Raw genomic sequence first — 21368 nt, forward strand, 5'->3', positions numbered from 1 at the left:
TTTCCTTTCACCGTTCGTTTGTTCATTTCCCGGAAAAGTCATGCACTTCTTTATATCATGTAGCTGACCCGTCTCGCCCTTCATGAAGAGCCTGTTTCAGCAATTGCTCAATTCTGCTGGCTTTTTCAAACGTACGGTCTTCATAAAATTCCAGCTCAGGGATTCTGCGAAACTGGTGGCGTATTCTGGCCGAAAGCAGTTTACGAATGTATTTTGTCTCATTCTGCAGGCGATTGACAGTATCCATCCGTTCCTTTTCATCGCCGATAACAGAAACATATACCCTTGCTATACCAAGATCATTGGTCACCTTCACTTCCACAACAGTGAGCAAAGGCCCGTTTCGAGGTAGCTCTTTTTCGAAAATTGCACTCAGTTCTTTCTGCAATAAAGAGGCGACTTTATCGGTACGAATCGACATGTTACGGGATCTTCAAAGTTTTCTTTTCTTCTCAACAATCCGATAGGCTTCAATAATATCGCCCACTTTAATATCGCTGTATCCCTTGAGATTCAATCCACACTCATACCCTGCGTCCACCTCTTTGACATCATCCTTAAAGCGTTTAAGCGAATCCAGTTCACCATCATAGATCTGAACCCCTTCGCGAAGCAGGCGAACCTTGGAATCGCGGAACACTTTTCCTTCAAGAACGTAACAACCTCCGACATTACCGATTTTCGGCACTTTGAACACCTGTCGTATCTCAAGCGAGCCGATACTCTCTTCGTGAAGCTCGGGTGAAAGCATACCTTCGAGAGCCTGTTCGATATCTTCTATAACATGATAAATGACACTGTAAAAACGTACATCCAGATCCTCTTTTTCAGCCAGCTTTTTGGCATTGACATTGGGCCTGACCCTGAAGCCTATAATAATAGCATCGGATGCGGCGGCAAGCAGTACATCAGTTTCGGTTATTTGACCGACTCCCTGGTGAATAATCTGAACCTTTACCTCTTCATTCTGAATTTTCATCAGGCCGTCAGCAAGAGCCTGTATGGAACCATCCGTATCAGCCTTTATAATGACACTCAGCTCCTTCATGAGCCCTTCTTTTATCTGCCTGGCAATGCTATCGAGCTTAACACGGGTACTGCGCCGGAACTCGTGCTCACGCCGGATGATCTGGCGTTTCTGCGCAATCTCCCTCGCCTCTTTGTCGGAAAGCATAACGGTAAATTCATCTCCGGACTGAGGAAGGTCTTCAAAACCCAGCACACTTACAGGCTGAGAAGGTCCGGCCTCCCTGATCCTTTTGCCCCGTTCGTCCATAAGCGCACGTACTCGCCCCATTGTATGACCAGCAACAAACGGATCCCCGACTTTCAAAAAGCCACGCTGCACCAGAACTGTCGAAACGACCCCTTTTCCCTTGTCGAGTTCAGCTTCAACGATGATTCCCCTGGCAGGAACCTCCCTTGAAAAGTTTGCTTTCAGCTCCCTGATTTCGGCCTCTGTCAGCACTTTTTCCATGAGTTCATCAATACCGGTACCCTGTTTGGCCGAGATTTCCTGGCACTGATATTCGCCACCCCAGTCCTCCACCAATACTCCGGCTTCTGAAAGTTGTGTTTTTATTTTTTCGGGATTCGCTTCCGGCTTGTCAATCTTGTTTATGGCAACGACAATCGGTACTTCTGCAGCTTTCGAGTGATTAATCGCTTCTATTGTTTGCGGCATCACGCTGTCATCCGCCGAGACAACAAGAATAACGATATCCGTCACCTGCGCCCCCCTGGCACGCATCGCTGTAAACGCTTCGTGACCCGGTGTATCAAGAAAGGTTATTTTACGATCCCCATCAAGAGACACTTCATATGCGCCGATATGCTGCGTAATACCACCCGACTCTCCCGCGACGACATTGCTGCTTCGAATATAATCCAGGAGAGAAGTCTTGCCGTGATCCACATGACCCATGATCGTAACGACCGGAGGCCTTATGACAAGATCCTCTTCATTGTCTTCCAACTCGACGACCTCGGTTGCTTCAACCTCTGAAACAAACTCGGCTTCAAACCCGAATTCGAGAGAAACAAGCTCAATGGTCTCCTTATCAAGCCGCTGGTTGATGGTCACGAATTTTCCCATCGTAAAGCAATGCTGAATAATCTCCTTCGGAGTAACCCCCATAAGGTCAGCAAGCTCATGGGCAGTGGCAAACTCCGTGACTCTTATAATGCTACGCTGAGCCTCTTTGATCGCGTCGGCCGCTTCCTGTTCCTTTTCACGCTCAATCTTCCGCATCTTGCGGAACTTTTGCCTTGAAGCCCCACCACCACCGCTCTCATCCATACCGGAGATGGTACTGCGAATGTTCTTTTCGATTGTCTTTTCGTCGACCTCGGGTTTCTTTTTCTTCTTACCCTTTTTTCGCTTCGACGGAGTCACACCCTCTGTTGTTTTCTCACTTCCCTCGGAATCCTTCTTCACTACTTTCTTGTCAGAAGCAGCAGCTTTCTCGGTAACCTCTTCACCTTTGGCAGAAATATCAAACTCATCTTTCAGCTCATCGGCCTGCTCTTTAAATCTCTTTTTACGTTTTTTCTTTCCTTTTTTATCCGCATCACCACCTATCCCAGGCCCATTCTGAACATCGATCGTGCCAAAAACAGTGAGTCCTCCGATATTCTGAGGACTTTCAAAGGTGATTTGCCCCTCTGCCTCTTTTTCCTCATCAACCGGAGAGGCTTTGTCCAAGACCTCGACAGGTTCCTCTTCTACTACAGGCACAGTCTTTTCTTCAGCTTTAAGCACCGCCTCCGGAACCGTCAATTCTTCGACCACCTCTTTTTCCAGAACCTGCTCTTTCTCAGGAGTTTCGGGTTGAGCCTCTGTTTTCGGTGATGTTCCAACCCTTTCAGGGCGACCACTGATAATATCTTTCAGTTGCTGTTCCTTCTCATAGGTTTTTCTCGACTGCTCTTCAAGACGAGAGAGTCGCAGCTGCTTCTCCTCTCGAATTTTGCGTGTTTCATCGACAAGTTTTTTCTCATCACTGAACTGGTTCAGGATCAAGTCTCGCATCGGCTCTTTAACCATGGAAGATGTTGAGGCGACCTTTCCCCCAGCCTCCTTAACAAAATGCAGCACCTCCTGTGGGCTAACTTGTAGCTCTCTTGCAATGTCACTTATCCGATATTTCATCTCCTTTCCCTCAGGGGACATACAACCTCCTCTGGATTTAGTAACCGATTACCCTATTTGTGTATCAGTTGTTCTGATCATCATCGCCGACACCTGCCACATCATCATCTTGTTCTCGTCTATCGTCCTCATCAACAATATCCTGCAGGTCCGCCTCATTAAACTGATCTTTTACCGTTTTGTAAATGTTTTCCGCTATCTTTTTCCAGTAACGCCGTTCATCTTCGCTGATCTTTCTTTCTTTTTGCTTGACTGACGCCCTCCTGCCCCTGCTGAATATAGCCGACTCCTCGCTTTTCGACGGACCGATCAGAGCCTCCTCAATGACATCGATATCAACCTGAAGAACTTTTTTTGCCGTATCAAGCCCACTATCGAGAAGCTGGTAAATCATGTCATCACCGAATTCCTCACGAAACTCGATGATATCGATATCGTTGGGATCCTCCATCGATTTGTCGATGACATCCCTGTATACATCGATCTCGTAACCTGTAAGCCGTTCAGCCAAATGAATATTGTTACCATTCTTTCCAATGGCGTATTTTATCTGTTCAGGCTTGAGCATCACCCGGGCTTTTCGGGTTTTCATATCGGCATGCACCGTCATAGGATCTATTTTTGCCGGCTGAAGCGCTCGTGCAATAAATATCTGAGGATCATCGGTATAATAAATAACATCGATATTTTCATTGTTCAGCTCCTTGACGATACTCTGAATGCGCTTCCCCCTGTACCCTACACTTGCCCCAACAGGATCGATTCGTGAACTTGTCGACTCAACAGCAACTTTTGCCCGCTCACCGGGTACCCTGGCGATTCCCTTGATAACAATAAGACCATCCAGAATCTCCGGAACCTCGCTTTCAAAAAGCTTGTAGAGAAAACGATCGTCAATCCTCGAGACAATGACCTTCATCGCGCCATCCGGCTTCTCTTTCTCGACAATCGTCCCGTCATCCTGCCTGACCTTCACTTTTTCCCTCTCTATACGCTTCACATACAACTTCATCCTCGGGGTTCGCCTGGGATTATCCTTCTTCATCATTTCTGATTTTGGCAGAATCAGCTCAACCCGATGATCTTTGGACGTATTGTATGTAAAAACAACTTCGCTGGGTCGCACCTGGTACACCTCCCCGGCAACAACTTCCCCTACTTTCTCGAGACACTCCTCATAGACTACCTGCCGTTCCAGATCACGCACTTTCTTTTGAACCGACTGTTTGATAATCTGTATCGACTTACGAGTCAAATAATCCTCGAGCTTTATAGGTCCTTCTTCATAGTAATCTCCCAGTTCGAGAGACTCATCAATATTACTCACCTCTTCCAAGCTGATTTCAATAGTAGGCAGATCCACTTCGTCAACTATTGTTTTAAGAATGTAAACCTCAAAATCACCTCGTTCAGGGTTGATAAATATATTGGCTTCTACTTCGGGATCGTAGTCTTTACGCAACTGTTTCTGAATAATATCTTTCAGAAGATCCGCGATATCCATCTTTACAGCGGCACTTTCAGTACGCTTGTCCAGAAAGATCTTCGACTGCTCGATTTCCCCAAAAGCGTTTGCGATAAGCTCTTTCCTATCTTGCTTTTCAGCCTTGATCTGCTTTCTTGCCATTTCTTTGTAATTCCTTTATTTTAAAGAAAATACGATTCTCTTAACATTCATTTTTAGAACTCGACTTCCACGACTGCTCTCTTGATACAACTGAGCTCCAAGCGTACCGGTTCAGAGTGTACACCCTTCTTGCCTTTCCTCTCTATAATCGGCTCAAGAACGATGAATGGCGCGGCAACTCCGAGGACCTCGGCCGTGAGAAGCCTTCCGACAGCTTCATGCATTACATTGTCTTGATCCGTGTACTGTAAACGCAAAAGGTGCCCTGTGTGACGGATGTACTGGCGCACATTCATTATCGGCTCTCCGATACCGGGAGACGAAACGGTCAGTTCATAATCATCCCCGACCAGACTTTTCACGTCTTCACTCTCTTCAAAAACATCTATCAAACAACGGTTGACCAACAAGCACGTGGCTATCGAAATACCCGTATCAGTATCAACAAGCACTTCAACCTTGCTTATCCGGGCAGTACCTTTCACACGAACATCAACAAGAAAAACACTCTCCTTCCCGCATGCTACCAGCGCACCGCAAATAAACGACGCCAATCTCTCTTTTACCACATCAACAACCTTACGTTTGTATCAGAAAAACAAAAAAGTGGGGGCGACCCACTTTCAAAAAAATCTTATCCTTTCCCTCGCGTGTTATGCAATGTATAAAAAAGGGTAAAATTGTTCAAATGAAACAGGAAATACTCTTTTCTTTATAAAAGAAGCTCATTTGTCTTTCATCGTTGTCTCGATCACCTCGAAATCCGCATCCTCCGCAGCTCCGGAAACGGAGGCTCCATCCCTGCTATTTCGATACAGTGACTGGAAAGGCCATTGCTGCCTTATAAAACGCTGCGCAAAAAAGCGTATCAATGCTCTAATCAGCAGCACAAAAACAATGATGAGCAGAACAAGTCTTAAAAGAAACAACATCTTTAAAATTCATTTAACGATACAAACCACTCGCGCCACCTTGCCATGAACACACATCCATTTTGCAACGACAAAAACAAACTATCCGGGAGTATTGTTCCCCAATTCGTTCCCGTTGAGAAGCAGAGTGCGAAATTCAGCTTCATCGACATGATACCTGAAAACTTCGACGCCGTTGATGAGGACAACAGGTATATGCAAACCATGCTTCTGCATCAAACCGGGAGAATGCGAGATATCGATAACCTCGAGATGAAACGGTATCTCCGAACGAACCTTGTTTACCTGGAGCAGTGCTTCATCACATAACAAGCAGCCGGGTTTTGTGTAAAAAGAGACATTTTTCTGCAACATAGTCACTACCGGTTATCTTTTTCGGGGTTCACAACCACCTTCTCTCCTCAAAAAAACTGGTAACAAGAGCAAGTCCGCCAACGGAAAACCTCTTCACTCGTCACTTGTTTTTTGCGACGATTCGCTGAAAGGTTCAAGCCTTTCGATAATTTGCTGAATCGAAAGAAAATCCTGTTCGGAAGTCACGAGATTTTTCAATCCAAAAACTTGATTTTGTATTTCATCCTGTCCGACAAACAAGGCGTATGCTGCACTCATCTTGTTCGCCTCTCTCATCTGAGCCTTCATACTTCTACCGGCAAGATCCATTATCGATCTGATTCCGGATTTTCGCAACGCATCACAGATACCGACAGCATGAGCAACGAGTTCATGACTCTGAAGCACAACATATACTTGGGGCCTCTCGGACGTGACATGTGCCAGCAGCCCTTGCTTTTCCATGGTAATCAAAAGCCTTTCCAGACCAACCGCAAAACCGACGGCCGGAATGTCTGATTTGCAGCCAAGCTGCTTGGCAAGCCCGTCATACTGCCCTCCCCCTCCTATAGCGTCTTGTGCACCCAGTTCGGAGCTTGTCACCTCAAAAGCCGTATGGCAATAATAGTCAAGTCCCCTGACCAGCAAAGGATCAATGACATAGCTCAAATCTTTTTCATCGAGATAATGCAACACTTTTTCAAAGTCATCAATTGCAGAGGCACCGAGAAAATCATGCAGCCTTGGAGCATCTGCGATAATAGCCTGTATTTCCGGATTCTTGGAATCCAGAATGCGAAGAGGATTTTTATCAAGCCGCTCCCTCGAGTGTTCATCAAGCAAAGCGGAAAGCGGTTCGAGATATTCTCTCAATGCCTTTATGTAATGCATACGGTCTTTGACGTCACCGAGAGAGTTCATCCTCAGCCTGAGTCCGGTCACTCCCAGATCGGCAAACACCTGCATCATCATCCCTATCACCTCTGCCACGGCTTCCGGAGATGACACACCTATCAATTCAGCGCCGAACTGAGAAAACTGGCGCTGGCGTCCTGCCTGAGGGCGTTCCTTACGGAACAACTCGGCGATGTAATAAAGCTTGTGAACCGGTGAAGTTGCAGCAAGGTTGCCTTGAATAAAAGCACGCATCACCCCTGCTGTCATTTCAGGCCGCAAGGTTATCGAGCGCCCTTTTTCTTCGGGCCTGAACGTAAACATTTCCTTACCCACGATGTCGGTTGTTGCCCCAATACTTCGCTGAAAGAGTTCGGTATACTCAAAAACAGGTGTACGAATCTCGTGAAACCCGTACAGGCCAGCAACCCTGTGAATCACTTTCTCAATATGATTCCATGAAGAAATTTCGCCAGGAAAAATATCTCTTGTACCTTTTACCGCGCGGTATTGCGACATATCCAAACCGTTCTTAACAATTAGTCATATCTGCGGAAAATCTTTCTCTTCTTCCCTGAACAGCTCAAGAACTTCAGAAGAACTCGATGCCGCCATGAGCTTTTCCCTGACATCGGCCCTTCCGGCAAGGCGGGTGATACGGCCAAGAAGCTTCAAATGTTCGGCGAGCATTTCCTCGGGAGTGGCGAGCAGGAAAACAACCTGTACAGGCTCATCGTCGATAGAATCGAAATTTATGCCGTTTTTAAGCGTTGCAAAAACAAGAACCGGACTTGATACCGCTTCAGTTTTCGTATGGGGCAAGGCAATTTGCTGCCCTATCCCGGTTGACATCTCCATTTCACGTTTCAACACATCTTCACGTAGCTTTCCCTGATTTTTCACACCGGAATGTGTACTTGCTATCGAAAGCATTCTATCTATGACCTCCTCTTTAGTTGCCACCTCGATATGTAACTCTATGTATTTTTCGGAAAGCAGACTTTCAATCTTCATTATGACAACCTACTTGACGTTTTTCCCATTCAAAGCCGGATGATGCTCCAGACATCAGCAAAACAAAAAGAATTTTTAATATAAAAAACATTCCTTACAGTCCACTCAGAGACCTTGCGAAAAACAAATAGAGATACAGCAAGGGTGAAATAAACATGACAGTATCAAAACGATCAAGAATCCCCCCATGCCCCGGAATTAACGAAGAAGAGTCCTTGACTTCCGCATCACGTTTGAACATCGACTCGATCAGATCTCCGAGCGGGCTTAGCAAGCCAATAAAAAGACCGGAAAAAAGTGCAAAAACCGTATGAAGAGCCGAGTCAAAATAAGCCACCACAGCCGAACCCAAAACACTACCTGCACACCCGGCAAAGAAACCCTCCCAGGTTTTGTGCGGACTCAACCGTTCAAAAAATTTTTGTTTGAAAAATTTTCCTCCCAAACGGCTTCCTCCAAAGTATGCCATTATATCTGCAGACCAGATGCAGACAAACAGCAGGAGAACATAGGAAAAGCCTGTCGGCTCGAAATTTCTGATCAGCATTAACGACCCAAATGCTGTGTTCACATAGAGTAATGCCGTCATTGACGAACCGATATTGACTATTCGCGACCCTGCTGTTCTGAACAGCTCCATCACAAGAAATACCATCAGGATGACCAGAAAAAGCAACCACGGTTCAGTAACCTGTACAAAAAAATTCAATTGCAGGACGAGCGAAAAAAACAAGAACCACGGCAGTGCAGGCGGAAAAGCTCTTACAGAGAGAAGACGGTAAAACTCATACGATGCAAGCAGAGCCAGCAAAAGAATCAAGGAAAAGAAAAATACCCCACCCATCCAGGTCAACCATACAATCACCGGAATACCGATCAGAGCGACCGCAACTCTTTTCAGCAAATTTGAAGTACCTGTTTCAGCCATAACCATCAACTTTTTTTGCAAAAGCAATCGTTCACGATACAATTTCAGAGATCACCTTTGCCTCTCTTCAAACCCTGAGGCTCCCTTGTAAAACCCTTGCTACACTTTCATGAACCCGTCCCCGATTCCCGACTCTCCTTTTTCAGGGTTCACTACCATGATCACTATCGGCATTGATCTTTCACAATAACAGTTGGCCGACAAAAAGCTGATCTCGATGTACCTTCCGGCCACTTGTTTCTCAACAATCTTTACAACCGGCCCTGTCTCGATAACGGGCCATGAAACTACAAAAAAACCCCCACAATCAACAGTGGAAACCCAACATCAGTAACGCACCACAGTAAAAAGCCGGTTGAAGCTCCGCATGACAAGAGTAAACAGCAACAAGGAAAGTGTTACGAAAAGAATAACCCACCCTATCGTTTCATCCATGATAAACGATTCACCTGAAACATCAGGATTTTCTTGCTGCAACTGCAATATGACAAGCGATAAAAAATTGTTGCAGAAATGAACCACAATCGGAACAACGAGACTTTGTGTTTTATAATATACATAGCCAATGAACCAGCCCATAACCGTCAAAGGAAGCAGATTGGCAGGGCTCATATGAAACAAACCAAACACGAGACCTGTCAGCAAAATGCCCCCTGCCGGAGAAAGTGAATACATGTAGTTTTTCTGAATGTATCCCCTAAAAAACATTTCCTCACATAAAGCCGGAATCACCGCGACAACAAAAACAACCGTAAGAAATTCACTGAACGAATCAGCACCGGCAAGAAACATCAAAAACCACTGGAGCCGCTCCTGATTGTCAAGGATACTTTCGCCGAATTCACCCATATAAGAGAGAAAATACCCTGTGCTCTCGATCAGGATGAAAATGAAAGGTTGAAGCAGCAAGACCCCTGTCACGGCAAGCAGAACTGCTGCCCCTGATACCCGATGTCCATAACCGAGAAACTCGAGGTTTTTTTTTGAAAACAGCTTTTTCTCTCCGGTCTGCAGCCCCACAAGAAACAAAACAGGCAGGCCAAGCAACAAGATCTGGCCAACAACCTGTACCATTCGAATGCTGGCAAGATCTTGCCGTTCAAACCTCGACCAATCCACTTCGGCACCTGTAGCAGACAGCACAAAGGACATCAAAATCCCCCCCAGGAGAGGATACAGAACAAGAACAACCAGCAAAACAAGACTGGTCCAGTAAAAAACAAGGTTTTTCTTTTTCAGGGAATGATATATATCATTCATTGCATCTTATTTGTTTTACGATCAAATTCCCTCCTCGGTACCATTCAGGGTGAAAATATGAAAATCGAGCAAATTGGAATTCCTCAACGCCTTTTATCCACCAAATCATTATGAATATTTTATTCATTAATTCAGCAAGAACCTGGGGCGGCACCGAAAAATGGGTACGCATGGCGGCAGAGTCCCTTTCCGTCTCGCACAAGGTCAGCCTTGTTTACCGAAGAGCCGTTGTCGGAGATAAAATCGCCGTTCATAAATATCGCCTTCCGTGCATCAGCCATTTCGATCTTTACTCGCTTGCCAAACTCGTCGAGATTATAAAAAAGGACAAAATTGACATCTTGATCCCAACCAAACGCAAGGATTACGTCCTTGCAGGGCTTGCTGCCAGAATCTGCGGAATCACCAACATACTCCGCCTCGGCATTGTCCGCGAACTGAAAATACCGATTGTTCACAAACTCATCTATAGCACAATGGCAGACGGCATTATCGTCAATGCAGAGAAAATAAAGCAGTCTCTTTTGAAATCAAGGTTCATGCAGCAAGCAAATATCAAGGTTATCTATAATGGACTGGACACGGATAGAATCGATCAAGAGAGCATCCCCGCAGCCGAAAAACAATATCCTTTCACTATCACTGCGATTGGCACATTGACACATCGTAAAGGGTTTGATTTTTTAATACGGAGCTTTAGTCTGTTTTTAAAAAGCTTTCCTGATGCAGGTGCTGGCCTCGTTATCATAGGCGATGGCCCAAACGAAGAAGAGTTCACGGCACTTGCCGAAGATCTTAACATCAAAGAGAAAGTCATATTCACCGGCTTTCTTCAAAATCCTTATCCTTATCTTTCTGCAAGCGATGTTTTTGCCATGACCTCAACCAATGAAGGCATTTCCAATGCTTTATTGGAAGCAATGTACCTTGAAAACGCTCCTATCAGTACCTGTGCAGGAGGCTCGGAAGAGGTGATCATTGACGGCAAAAACGGCCTTTTGATAGATTATGGAGATGAGACGATGCTCGCGGAAGTCTTAGGGAAACTATACCTCGATAGAACAGTTTTGCAAAGCATAGCCCAAAATGCAAAGAAAAGTACCACCGCCAAGTTTTCAATCACAAAGATGAGAAAAGAACTGGAGAATTATCTCTCTAGGTTCTGTGTGGAAAAATGCACAGATTCAGCAGAATAAGAGGCTTGTTTCAAGGCGTCACGTACGAGCTTCATTCAACGCTTTAAACCGTTCATAAATATGAGGCTTATCCCTGTTCCACTTCATCAAGCGCTGCTCAAACTTAAACCATTTTCTTCGTATCACCCTTTTAGCATGCATTTGTAAATAGTTTGCCGAAGGGAAAAACTGATTATTCCCGATACCGTCGATAAATATTACCTTGCCGTTATGTGGGGTGATCCGTTGATAAATCATGTTGTGATGTTCAACCAGCGTTGTCATGATACCATGGGAAACCATAAATCTTTTCAGCTTCAACATTCCCTTAAAAACATCATCTAAAACCTCGTCATTTCGACAAGTTTTCAAATAATACCTGACATCTTTCGAAATTTCGCCATTATAATCTCTGGCAAGGCTAAACACGTAACCTTTTCCTTCATTCGTAATCACTTCACCGAAGTATGGTGCGATCAAATCAAAACGTACCCCTTTTCGGGCATATCGCTGGTAATACTTCAACTCCTTAGGTGTAATTTTTCGTTTCTCGTTCAGATCGATTTTGATACATTTGCTTGCATCCTCGGGATGACGGTAACAAATGCGTTTCGAACCCTTGCCAAGAAACAATGATTCATCGACTACCAAAGCTTCGCTACCCATAAAAACCAGTATATTGTTTTTTTGTTGCCGTATTACCTTACTTCACCCTTAACCAAATTGTAACAAAAAAACAAAAAAGTCTTTTCTTTCAAAACAGGCTAAAACCATATATCCAGTATTCAGAAAAATCAGCAACTTTTTGCAATGCAAGCAAAGCCTATGAATTTTCTTTTTCTGAACTCAGCCCGCAAATGGGGAGGAAACGAAAAATGGGTATACCTGGCATCCGATGCTTTGAACAAGGAAAACAACACATACCTTGCATACAGCCATACTAAGGTCGGCGAACGTTTTTCCGTACCCAAAATACATCTGCCGTTCCGTCATGAAGCAGACCTTCAAACCATTGCAAAACTGGTCTCGTTCGTGCGAAAAAAAATATCGATGTTCTTATTCCTTCCAAACGCAAAGACTATGTTATAGCAGGAATTGTAAGCCGCTTTTGTAGATGCCTCAATGTTCTGCGTCTGGGTATAGTCAGAGACCTGAAAAACAGCCCTATACAATCCTTTATTTTTAACAAACTTGCAGACGGCGTTATCGTCAACGCAGAACCAATCAAAGATAAGCTTCTCGAATCCGGATTCAGTGACCCTGAAAAAGTACGGGTAATCTATAACGGTCTGGATAAAGATAAAATCATTGCCTGTGCCAAGGAACAACACATTGAACAACCGTTTACCTTTACCGTTACATCAATGGGCGAACTAAGTTCAAGAAAAAGTTTCGATATTCTCATTAGAGGGTTTGCCCGGTTTATCAACCAGAAAAAAATCCGGGATGCGGGGCTGATTATCATCGGTGAGGGCTCGCTGAAAAACGAGCTGCAAAAACTTGCGAAATCACTGAATGTAGACCGTTACATTCTTTTCAAAGGCTTTTTGCAAAATCCCTACCCATGTCTGGCATCGAGCCATGTGTTCGCTATGACCTCCCGAAACGAAGGAATTTCAAACGCATTGCTCGAAGCCGCATTACTGGGCAATGCAATCATAACCACAACGTCAGGTGGCGGGATACGGTCGGTCATCAAGGAAAGGGAAAATGGATTTCTTCTGGAATACGGTGATGAAGACAAGCTGGCTACACTGTTCAATGAACTTTATACCAATCCGGAGTTGACCAAACAAATAGCTGGCAGAGGCACAAAAACGGTAAAACAGATGTTTTCGATGGAACGCATGTCACGAGAAATCTTGGTATTCTGCAAGGAACTGCAAAAACGGCAACATCCGGCATGAATATCCTCTTCATTAATTCGATTGGAAAAAATAAGTTCGGTGGCGGTGAGAAGTGGATGATCAATGCTGCCAAAGGTCTGACGACAAAAGGTCATAATGTAGTTCTGGCAAGCAAACAGGACTCTCGCATTCTCCGATACGCTGAAAAGCAAGGGGTGAAAACACACGTTATCGAAATCCATTCAGATATCAGTCCCATTAAAACCTTTCTGATCGCTCGCTGGCTCAAAGAACAACAGATCGACATTCTCATCTGCAACCTCAATAAAGATGTCAGGGTCGCTGGTTTAGCCGCAAGAATCGCCGGAACACCGGTGGTTCTTGCCCGACATGGTATGCTCTTGTGTAGTAAAAAATGGAAACACAAACTAACACTGACCAAACTCACTGACGGCATTATTACAAACAGCCAAACCATTCTGGAAACCTATGCCGGATATGGATGGTTTCCAACAGATTTCGTCAAGGTCATCTACAACGGCATCGTCATTCCGGAACATGTTGAACAGGTTGATTTCCAGGCCCGTTTTCCGGGCAAGAAAATCATTTACAGCGCCGGCAGACTTTCAGAACAAAAAGGGTTCAACTATCTGATCGAAACCGCACAAATTCTCCGGAAAAAGCGCAACGATCTCGTATTTTTTGTTTCCGGCGAAGGAAAGCTTGCGTCCATACTCCAGAAGCAGGTTGACGACGCCGATCTGCATGAATCTTTTGTTTTTGAGGGCTTTACAGATGATATTTTCCCATACCTGAAAGGGTGTGATCTTTTCGTCCTGGCATCACTTTTTGAAGGAATGCCAAATGTAGTCATGGAAGCCATGGCTATGGCGAAGCCAGTTGTTGCCACCGATGTCAACGGTGCAAGAGAGCTCATGCAAGATGGCAATACAGGCTTTATTGTCCCCCCGGCCGATCCACCCGCACTGGCAAATGCCATCGACTCGCTCATCGACAATCCCGAAAAGCTCGGCGCGTTCGGAAATGCAGGCAAAGAACGTATAACGCAACACTTTACCATGCAACATATGACCGATACTCTCGAAGCTCATCTGTGGTCAAAACTGGAGGCTTCGAAACGATGAACCAGAAAAAAAAATGGAAAAAGAAACGTCTTTTCCGCCAGGTTCTCGCAAGAATCCTTCAGAAAATTGTCAAACGTCCACTTTTATCTGAACCGTACACAGGAACACTCAAAACCATTGCCATTCTTACGCAGGAAAAGTACGGTGACGCTATATTGCTCACCCCTCTTTTGAAACACCTTAAAAAAGAGTTCCCCGATACAGAAATCCATCTGGTTACATTCAATAAAACAATCACCGAATTTTTCAGCACCGACTCCAACGTCACAGCAATTCATTGTGCAAAAGGGAACCTGATTTCATATTTCAAGGGGGTTTTCAGTCAAAAGTTCGATATGCTCTTCAACACCAAGGATCACCCCTCGACCACATTTCTCATCCACTCCCTGCTTATCAAAGCACATCGCAAAGCAGGCATAGACAATGATTTTCACAAAGGCTTTTACGACTACCTCATAACTGTTGATTACCACAGTCCCATCCCTCTGAAAAACTGCGGTTTAATGACTATTCTCGACAAACCGGTTTCTGCGGAATCATGCCGTCCGTATATACCGCCAAAACCGGTTTCAGAAAAGATCACACAGTTTCTTGAAACATCCGGTCTCGACGGAACTATAGGAATCAACATAAGTGCAGGATGGCCTACCCGGTACTGGACCGAGGATAAGTGGAAAACGGTCATCGATACCTTTACAGAACAAAAGTTCGTTGTTCTCAGCTCCCCAGCCGATCTTGAGACAAAAAGAAGACTCGAAAGTGCATGTCCGGCAATTCTTGCCTCTCCCCCGACGCTGAACCTTTACGAAACCGGAATGATTATCGATAAGCTTCGTTTGCTCGTCACTCCTGACACATCTCTTGTGCATGTAGCATCATGTCAAAAAACTCCGGTGGTAGGTCTTTACGTTAAAGCTTTGCAGCACCAGACGCGCTTCAAACCGTTCCTGATCGATCATCAACAAGTAATTTCAAACACGGAATTCGTAAAAGATATTACATCTGAAGCCGTCATCAGTGCAATCAATGAACTTCTGCGGCGTTAAATCGCGGCACTTTCAACAACCATCATTTTTACGTACATATCAATGTACCGTCCCAAAGAACGGATTAAAAAATCGGGAGATGTTCACAATTTTGAAAAAGCATGTCTGAGTCTTCCACTGCTTGAACCTTCGGAAACTGCAATAAACCCTTGCCAAAGTTACAACTGGACAAACAGCCAATATTATCCGATTAACGATGTAAATGGAAAAAAATGCTCTACATTTTGTTAACGTCAGAGTACCCTCCGGAAATGTACGGCGGTATCGCTCATTGGGCAAAAAACCTCTTCGATACACTGATACACTCGAACCACCAAGTCATAGTCCTTACACATCGCAATAGAAAACACAGTAAGTTAAAAGTTACATCCACCGATAACGTACGATACATCAAGGGGCATGACTGGCAAAAATTTCACTGGCTGTACCGCATACCTTACCTTTTGAAATTTTTGTTGACCCACAAAAACGTCACACTTATTGCGGCAACTTGGGATGAGCTACAAATTCTTCACAAGCTCAAACCCTTTTTTGGCTTTAAGATCTACTGCTCTTCACATGGTACAGATATCACAAAACATGTTTTTCCAAGGAAAGAAAAAACACTGAGAAAAATCAATACCATTTTCGGGTCCATTGACCTGTTCATGCCAGTGAGCCAATCCCTTGATCGTCTTGCCAGATCGATGTATCCAAATATCTTATGCAAAAGCATCGTACTTGGCTGTAATGTCAATACCGAACGTTTCCATCCTGAAATGGATACATCGAAAAAATCAGCTCTCAGAAAACAATTCAATATCGACCCTTCCTGTTCATTGATTATAACCGTGGGCAGAATGATGGCGGTAAAAGGTTTCCGGCAGGTTATCATGGCATTGCATGAGATAAGGAAAACCATCCCTAATGTCCTTTACATGATAGTTGCCAAACCACAGGCTCCTGAACAGCAACGGATTCAATATCTGGTCAAAGAACTGGGCCTCGAAGACCATGTCGTCATTCAAAATCCAGTCAGTAATGACGAACTGCCAAAGCTCCTACAGATGGCCGATGTTTTCGCACTGACATCTGAACCGGTATACTACCCTCATTATCAGGAAGAAGGTCTCCCAAGAGTTATACCGGAAGCCAGTGCATGCGGCCTGCCGGTTATCGTCAGCACAACCGGTGGCCTAAGAGAAGCCGTAATCGATAAAGAGACCGGCTTTATAGTTCGGCACGGGGATCAGGAAACACTGAAAAAAAGGATGATCACTCTTTTGAACGATGAAAATCTTGCATCTGAAATGGGTAGGAAAGGTCGAGAGCATGTCATCAAAAACTTTTCGGACCATTCCATGACCGAAAAAATATTTTCCATAGCAAATGCGCAGCTTTAGAAATTCCCTTTAGAGCAATTACTTTTTCGAGGCTTTTCCTATGCCAAAAGTCACTGTCCTTATGCCCGTCTTCAACGGGGAAACTTACCTTCGAGGAGCTATCGAAAGTATTCTGGGCCAGACATTTAGCGATTACGAATTTTTGATAGTCGATGACGGTTCAACCGATAAGAGCCTGGAAATCATAGCTTCGTATGAGGATCCACGCATACGCCTTCACGCAAACGGCTCAAACCGGGGGACTGTTCATGCCCTCAATACAGGACTCGAACTAGCCAAAGGTGAGTATATCGCAAGGATGGACTGCGACGACATCAGCCTCCCACACCGCCTTGAACAGCAGGTACGTTTTATGGATGCCCACCCACATATTGGAGTTTGCGGAAGCGGAATGCGCCATATAAAAGGTGATAAACTGAGAAATTTCAGGTATCAACCAACATCCGATCAAGAGTTGAAAATCACCTTGCTTTTCAACACTTGCTTTTTTCATCCGACAGTCATTATGAAAAAAACCGTTTTAAACGGCGCCCTCTATCCCGACAACCTTATCTACACACAGGATTACAACCTCTGGACTCATCTTGCCGTAAAGACAGATTTTGCAAATTTAAGACAATCACTTCTATATTTTCGAGAACACCCGGCACAAATCAGCCATAGAAAAGCAGTTCTACAAAAAAGCAATGCCCGCTTGATTCGGAAACTCTATCTCCAGTCCATCGTCGATGACTTCAATGACGAAGAACTGGAAATCCATCATCAGATAGCGGAAACTCGTACAGGATTGGATCTTGAAAAAACAAAAAAGTGGCTTGAACACCTCGTAGACATCAATAGACAGAAACGAGTCTTTTCACCAGAAGTTTTTCTAAAAGAAATGAGTAGAAAATGGTGGCATTGCTGCAAAAAAAACACACAGTACGGTAAAGAAACCTTGGACATTTACCGTTCCTCATACTTACATCTTCATTACCGACCGGAAAAACTCAAATATCTGAAATTCTATAGCAGAAGCCTCGTACGTCATCGCAATAAAAAATCCGATTAACTAAAAACATCCGGAAGTTGCAAGAAAAGAAACAGCAAAAAAAGCTTAGCACAAGAATTCAGTCTGTTTTCTGGCCCTCCTATACACGGCTGTTCATCAAAGGTGATCATGTCAACTGGAGTCTTACCTGGGATGCCATCGAACTGGGGAGACTTTGCAGAAAACTTGGCATCAATGTCATAGAAGGCAAACCAAAAGGACTTATGAAAAAACAGTGTTTTTTCAACATGAGCCGTTACGAACTCCTGCAAAACTGGCGAAAACCAAAACACCGGTTAGCCTTCCCTTACTATCATGGCAACCCCTCAACAGACGAAGGCTCCCGGAATATGTTGCAGACTATAAAGCGTCATCATACCGAGATTGATCGAATCCAAGTAAGCTGTAAGTTTATGGAAAATGTGATTCTCGATACAGGTGTTGCTTCCGATAAAGTATTTCGGATTCCCATCGGGATCAACATGAACTATTTTTCTCCCGTAACAAAAGAGAAAAAAACTTCAGCCAGAAAAGAGCTGGGAATTCCAATGAATGCCATGGTCATCGGCTCCTTTCAAAAAGACGGAAGCGGTTGGAAAGAAGGACTGATACCGAAAATGGTCAAGGGTCCTGATATTTTTCTCAGAGCCATAGAGATCCTCAACAATTCGGTACCCGAGCTCTTCGTTCTGCTCACCGGGCCCGCAAGAGGCTACGTTCGCCAAGGACTGGAAAAAATGAAGGTCCCTTATGTCCATCGCTACATCAATGACTATAGAAACATAAGCCAGTACTACCATGCACTCGATGCCTATATAATCTCTTCCCGAGACGAAGGCGGCCCCAAAGCCGTTCTTGAATCAATGGTTTGTGGGATACCACTCATCAGCACAAAAGTAGGCCAAGCAACCGACCTGATCCGGCATAGTGAAAATGGTTTTCTCACTGATATAGAGAATGCTGAGGCACTTGCCCATTTTACATTGCAAGTTCTTGAAGATAGTCAGCTACGCCCAGACATCATACAGCAAGGTTTCATTACTGCAAAAGCCAATGATTATGACAACCAGCTACCGAAGTGGAACGCATTCATGTCCGGTTTTATCAAATACTGACCATTTAGTAAAACCAAGTCTGGTGATGCCCCATATAGCGATACGACATATCGACAGCCTTTACAGCTCCATCGTGTTTTCCGGCTTCCACTACCTTCAGGAACATTCAGGTGACGGATGGGTATACTGGCTGCCACGGTATATCCTCAGAAATACTTCGCTACAAGTCTATTTCCTCTCGAACGAGCAAAAACTGTTCTTTCTGAAAAGGAACGAAACTCTATGTGAGGTCGAAGAACAAACGGTCAAAAAAATCGACATCTTTTTTGCAAGGACATTGAACAGTTTTCCGGTAGATCATAGGCTGCTTTTTTCAGCGAAACTGAAAATCCTCTACCCGATCAGCGACATCATTCCGGAAACGATTCTTCGACATCATCCAATAATAATCCATGATAGCAGGTTCATCAAACCGTTGCCTGAACACGAGAGGGCATTTTTTTACTATAAACCTTCAAAAAAGGAAAACTTGCTTCTCTACCCTTCAGCGATTCACCGGCGAAAAGGCCAGATCGAGTTCGCACAATCCATCAAAGCCGGGGCCCTGAGGGGAAAAAAAGTGCTCTTCTGTGGAACTATCAAATCCGAGCAATACGCAGAAAAATGTTTCAGTCTGCTCAGAAAAAAAAAGGTCGATTTCGAGTACCTCGGGAAAATTCCAAAAAAAACGCTGGGAGAACTTTACAGAAAATCCCTTCTGACACTCATACTGTCGAGAGGAGACTGGAACCCTCGAACGTTCTATGAAAGTATGGCATGCGGTACACCTTGCCTTCTCTCACGAAAAGTGCAGCTTGCATCCGAAATGGAAGAGCATGCAATCAAGACATCGAAACTGCTGCTGAATTACAACATCCTGAAATGTTCCTCTTATACAGAAGAACTATCGATAAAACTGCAGAAAACCTCTCTTGAGATGACCGAAGAGTACTGCTACAACATTCTTTTTTCATATATCTTTACAGAAATTCGACAACAGCATTTTATAAAAACTAAAAAACAATGAAAGCTGTTTTTCTCGTAAACAGAATAAATAATTATAGGCATTTCGCATCGTTAATCGACGAAGGGCTGAAGAGAAACCACAGTATTGAATGCTGGCATGATTATTCATTTCGTAAAGATAGTGCAAAAGGTTACTTATTCCCGGAAATCAACAACGCACCTTTCCATGAAAAGGATCACCCATTCCTAAGACAAATTCCGATCTTCTCACAAAAAGCACTCAACGATCGCATCCTATCAGCAAATGATGTCACGTATTTTGTATCATTAAGTCCCCCAGAGTTCATCCTTGACTCGGAATCTCTAAACAAGTTTAGGGGTTCTTGGTGCATCATTATGCATGGTCCGGATAGCTTCAAAGAAATAAAAAACATCGAAAAAACGGATATCCGCTCTTCCTTCAAAAGATATTTCTTTCCTTACACCAAGTACATGTTCGATATGGGCATGCAGTTTTATGAGAAGTTTATCGAAATCGGTAAAACCTATTTTTCTCCTCCAAACACTGAAGTTCATCCAATAGGCTGCAACATGTTCGGATCGGTGTTAAAAAAAATAGACCAAAACAAGGTCCGGCGGAAATTCGGGATCCCAGAAAGAAAAAACATCCTGCTCTATCTGCCATATACTTTCAGTGGCGCTAAAAAGCACAAGAGAAGCTTCGCCTGGCAGGCGGCATTTGCAGGGCTTCACATCGAACGTAGAATCAGCAAAGAATTCGACAACAATTCTTTCAACCGCGACCCGTTCGGGCGCAAGCTGTCAAGACAGTTTTCCTATTTACGAAGAATCTTGCCGGATAAAGAGGCCAGAGAATGGCTTCTGAAAAGCTGGAATGAACCTGAGGTAATAAAGGCAGCAAAAGCATTCTGTGAAAGAAATGATCTTTACTTGGTCGTCAAACCGCGCAGGAAGTTTGATTTCAGCGAGGAGGTATACAAAAAAGCCGACATTATTATAGACGATGACGAATCGCAGCAATACCCTTCAAAACTCCAGGAACTTTTTACGGTAGCATCACTTTGCATGGGCTATTTTTCCACCACTGTCATCGAATCTGTATTCTGCAATGTTCCCTTCGTAAACCTTCACTGTCCTGATATGCTGTTTCACGATCCACACCAGCATTTCTGGTGTCCTGTAACTGACGACTCACTCTTCTCTTTCAATGGAGCCGTTTGGAACACTCAGATCCCGGAGCTTATCAGCAAAATGCCGTCTCAGAAGCTTTCATACTATTCCATGAAAACAGAAAGCAGAAAACGCTTCATGTTGCAATTTACTGGCCTTGAAGAACCGACCGCTGGAAAGTGTTTTTACAATTATCTGGAAAACCGCATTTCCTCCTGAAAAACTAACTTCATCATCTCTCCAAAACATCACATGCGACGTAGAATACCGACTTCGGAACTATTCATTGCCTATAAAAAAAAACTGATACGAAAAGAACTCATAGCAAACCCATCAAACAGACCGGAAAACTA

Annotated in this window: 20 protein-coding genes; 9 read left to right on the top strand and 11 right to left on the bottom strand. The window is 44.2% G+C overall.

Going from position 1 to position 21368, the window contains the following annotated elements:
- Positions 1-55: 55 nt before the first annotated feature.
- The 10 genes from rbfA to CR164_RS04835 form a co-directional block, all read right to left on the bottom strand.
- Entirely contained in the window at positions 56-421 is a 366-nt protein-coding gene (gene rbfA / locus CR164_RS04790) for a 30S ribosome-binding factor RbfA (protein ID WP_110022800.1), read from the bottom strand.
- A gap of 12 nt (positions 422-433) precedes the next feature.
- Positions 434-3172, bottom strand: a complete 2739-nt coding sequence (gene infB, locus CR164_RS04795) for a translation initiation factor IF-2 (protein WP_110022801.1) — start codon at positions 3170-3172, stop codon at positions 434-436.
- Between the two features lie 43 nt (positions 3173-3215).
- Positions 3216-4778, bottom strand: a complete 1563-nt coding sequence (nusA, locus tag CR164_RS04800) for a transcription termination factor NusA (RefSeq protein ID WP_110022802.1) — start codon at positions 4776-4778, stop codon at positions 3216-3218.
- Between the two features lie 53 nt (positions 4779-4831).
- Positions 4832-5332, bottom strand: coding sequence for an LSm family protein (locus CR164_RS04805; protein ID WP_204901789.1), 501 nt, complete (start codon positions 5330-5332; stop codon positions 4832-4834).
- Between the two features lie 171 nt (positions 5333-5503).
- Positions 5504-5710, bottom strand: a complete 207-nt coding sequence (locus CR164_RS04810) for a hypothetical protein (RefSeq protein WP_110022804.1) — start codon at positions 5708-5710, stop codon at positions 5504-5506.
- Between the two features lie 81 nt (positions 5711-5791).
- Positions 5792-6064: a glutaredoxin family protein gene (locus CR164_RS04815; protein ID WP_110022805.1), complete on the bottom strand. Its 273-nt coding sequence runs from the start codon at positions 6062-6064 to the stop codon at positions 5792-5794.
- 93 nt (positions 6065-6157) lie between these two features.
- Complete coding sequence (gene hisS / locus CR164_RS04820) at positions 6158-7456, bottom strand: histidine--tRNA ligase (RefSeq protein ID WP_110022806.1); 1299 nt, start codon at positions 7454-7456, stop codon at positions 6158-6160.
- Between the two features lie 24 nt (positions 7457-7480).
- Positions 7481-7951 (bottom strand): PTS sugar transporter subunit IIA, encoded by a 471-nt coding sequence (locus CR164_RS04825; protein ID WP_110022807.1) that lies wholly within the window; start codon positions 7949-7951, stop codon positions 7481-7483.
- 94 nt (positions 7952-8045) lie between these two features.
- Positions 8046-8879 carry a phosphatidate cytidylyltransferase gene (locus tag CR164_RS04830; protein WP_110023045.1) on the bottom strand — a complete coding sequence of 278 codons (834 nt, stop codon included), beginning with the start codon at positions 8877-8879 and terminating at the stop codon, positions 8046-8048.
- Between the two features lie 327 nt (positions 8880-9206).
- Complete coding sequence (locus tag CR164_RS04835; RefSeq protein ID WP_110022808.1) at positions 9207-10139, bottom strand: CPBP family intramembrane glutamic endopeptidase; 933 nt, start codon at positions 10137-10139, stop codon at positions 9207-9209.
- A gap of 110 nt (positions 10140-10249) precedes the next feature.
- On the opposite strand from CR164_RS04835, the gene CR164_RS04840 reads away from it, so the two are divergent.
- Positions 10250-11335 carry a glycosyltransferase gene (locus tag CR164_RS04840; RefSeq protein ID WP_110022809.1) on the top strand — a complete coding sequence of 362 codons (1086 nt, stop codon included), beginning with the start codon at positions 10250-10252 and terminating at the stop codon, positions 11333-11335.
- Between the two features lie 18 nt (positions 11336-11353).
- Here the strand turns inward: CR164_RS04840 and CR164_RS04845 are convergent, their stop codons facing one another.
- A complete protein-coding gene (locus tag CR164_RS04845; RefSeq protein WP_110022810.1) occupies positions 11354-11980 on the bottom strand; it encodes a YrbL family protein in 627 nt (208 codons plus the stop codon).
- A 665-nt stretch (positions 11981-12645) separates the two neighbouring features.
- On the opposite strand from CR164_RS04845, the gene CR164_RS04855 reads away from it, so the two are divergent.
- The 8 genes from CR164_RS04855 (at position 12646) to CR164_RS04895 (ending at position 21234) form a co-directional block, all read left to right on the top strand.
- Positions 12646-13221 carry a glycosyltransferase gene (locus tag CR164_RS04855; protein ID WP_338053117.1) on the top strand — a complete coding sequence of 192 codons (576 nt, stop codon included), beginning with the start codon at positions 12646-12648 and terminating at the stop codon, positions 13219-13221.
- Complete coding sequence (locus CR164_RS04860; protein WP_110022813.1) at positions 13218-14306, top strand: glycosyltransferase; 1089 nt, start codon at positions 13218-13220, stop codon at positions 14304-14306. Before CR164_RS04855 ends, CR164_RS04860 begins: the two co-directional genes overlap by 4 nt.
- Positions 14303-15352: a glycosyltransferase family 9 protein gene (locus CR164_RS04865; protein ID WP_110022814.1), complete on the top strand. Its 1050-nt coding sequence runs from the start codon at positions 14303-14305 to the stop codon at positions 15350-15352. Before CR164_RS04860 ends, CR164_RS04865 begins: the two co-directional genes overlap by 4 nt.
- A 212-nt stretch (positions 15353-15564) precedes the next feature.
- Positions 15565-16734 carry a glycosyltransferase family 4 protein gene (locus tag CR164_RS04875; protein WP_110022816.1) on the top strand — a complete coding sequence of 390 codons (1170 nt, stop codon included), beginning with the start codon at positions 15565-15567 and terminating at the stop codon, positions 16732-16734.
- Between the two features lie 40 nt (positions 16735-16774).
- Positions 16775-17785 (top strand): glycosyltransferase family 2 protein, encoded by a 1011-nt coding sequence (locus CR164_RS04880; protein ID WP_110022817.1) that lies wholly within the window; start codon positions 16775-16777, stop codon positions 17783-17785.
- 17 nt (positions 17786-17802) lie between these two features.
- Positions 17803-18879, top strand: a complete 1077-nt coding sequence (locus CR164_RS04885) for a glycosyltransferase family 4 protein (RefSeq protein ID WP_239994463.1) — start codon at positions 17803-17805, stop codon at positions 18877-18879.
- Between the two features lie 25 nt (positions 18880-18904).
- The gene (locus tag CR164_RS04890; RefSeq protein ID WP_161953481.1) at positions 18905-19885 is read left to right on the top strand and encodes a glycosyltransferase; all 981 of its coding nucleotides are present in this window, start codon (positions 18905-18907) and stop codon (positions 19883-19885) included.
- Between the two features lie 335 nt (positions 19886-20220).
- A complete protein-coding gene (locus tag CR164_RS04895; protein ID WP_146204137.1) occupies positions 20221-21234 on the top strand; it encodes a hypothetical protein in 1014 nt (337 codons plus the stop codon).
- Positions 21235-21368 lie beyond the last annotated feature (134 nt).

The organism is Prosthecochloris marina, from assembly GCF_003182595.1.
Taxonomy (GTDB): Bacteria; Bacteroidota; Chlorobiia; order Chlorobiales; family Chlorobiaceae; genus Prosthecochloris; species Prosthecochloris marina.

What these genes read in the sequence shown, in the direction of transcription:
- CR164_RS04860 (WP_110022813.1), top strand. Translation starts at nt 13,218, where the DNA reads ATGAATATCCTCTTCATTAATTCGATTGGAAAAAATAAGTTCGGTGGC.
- nusA (WP_110022802.1), bottom strand. Translation starts at nt 4,778, where the DNA reads ATGGCAAGAAAGCAGATCAAGGCTGAAAAGCAAGATAGGAAAGAGCTT.
- rbfA (WP_110022800.1), bottom strand. Translation starts at nt 421, where the DNA reads ATGTCGATTCGTACCGATAAAGTCGCCTCTTTATTGCAGAAAGAACTG.
- CR164_RS04835 (WP_110022808.1), bottom strand. Translation starts at nt 10,139, where the DNA reads ATGAATGATATATATCATTCCCTGAAAAAGAAAAACCTTGTTTTTTAC.
- hisS (WP_110022806.1), bottom strand. Translation starts at nt 7,456, where the DNA reads ATGTCGCAATACCGCGCGGTAAAAGGTACAAGAGATATTTTTCCTGGC.
- CR164_RS04880 (WP_110022817.1), top strand. Translation starts at nt 16,775, where the DNA reads ATGCCAAAAGTCACTGTCCTTATGCCCGTCTTCAACGGGGAAACTTAC.
- CR164_RS04825 (WP_110022807.1), bottom strand. Translation starts at nt 7,951, where the DNA reads ATGAAGATTGAAAGTCTGCTTTCCGAAAAATACATAGAGTTACATATC.
- CR164_RS04815 (WP_110022805.1), bottom strand. Translation starts at nt 6,064, where the DNA reads ATGTTGCAGAAAAATGTCTCTTTTTACACAAAACCCGGCTGCTTGTTA.
- CR164_RS04890 (WP_161953481.1), top strand. Translation starts at nt 18,905, where the DNA reads ATGCCCCATATAGCGATACGACATATCGACAGCCTTTACAGCTCCATC.
- CR164_RS04875 (WP_110022816.1), top strand. Translation starts at nt 15,565, where the DNA reads ATGCTCTACATTTTGTTAACGTCAGAGTACCCTCCGGAAATGTACGGC.
- CR164_RS04840 (WP_110022809.1), top strand. Translation starts at nt 10,250, where the DNA reads ATGAATATTTTATTCATTAATTCAGCAAGAACCTGGGGCGGCACCGAA.
- CR164_RS04830 (WP_110023045.1), bottom strand. Translation starts at nt 8,879, where the DNA reads ATGGCTGAAACAGGTACTTCAAATTTGCTGAAAAGAGTTGCGGTCGCT.
- CR164_RS04810 (WP_110022804.1), bottom strand. Translation starts at nt 5,710, where the DNA reads ATGTTGTTTCTTTTAAGACTTGTTCTGCTCATCATTGTTTTTGTGCTG.
- infB (WP_110022801.1), bottom strand. Translation starts at nt 3,172, where the DNA reads ATGTCCCCTGAGGGAAAGGAGATGAAATATCGGATAAGTGACATTGCA.
- CR164_RS04865 (WP_110022814.1), top strand. Translation starts at nt 14,303, where the DNA reads ATGAACCAGAAAAAAAAATGGAAAAAGAAACGTCTTTTCCGCCAGGTT.
- CR164_RS04845 (WP_110022810.1), bottom strand. Translation starts at nt 11,980, where the DNA reads ATGGGTAGCGAAGCTTTGGTAGTCGATGAATCATTGTTTCTTGGCAAG.
- CR164_RS04895 (WP_146204137.1), top strand. Translation starts at nt 20,221, where the DNA reads ATGCATGGTCCGGATAGCTTCAAAGAAATAAAAAACATCGAAAAAACG.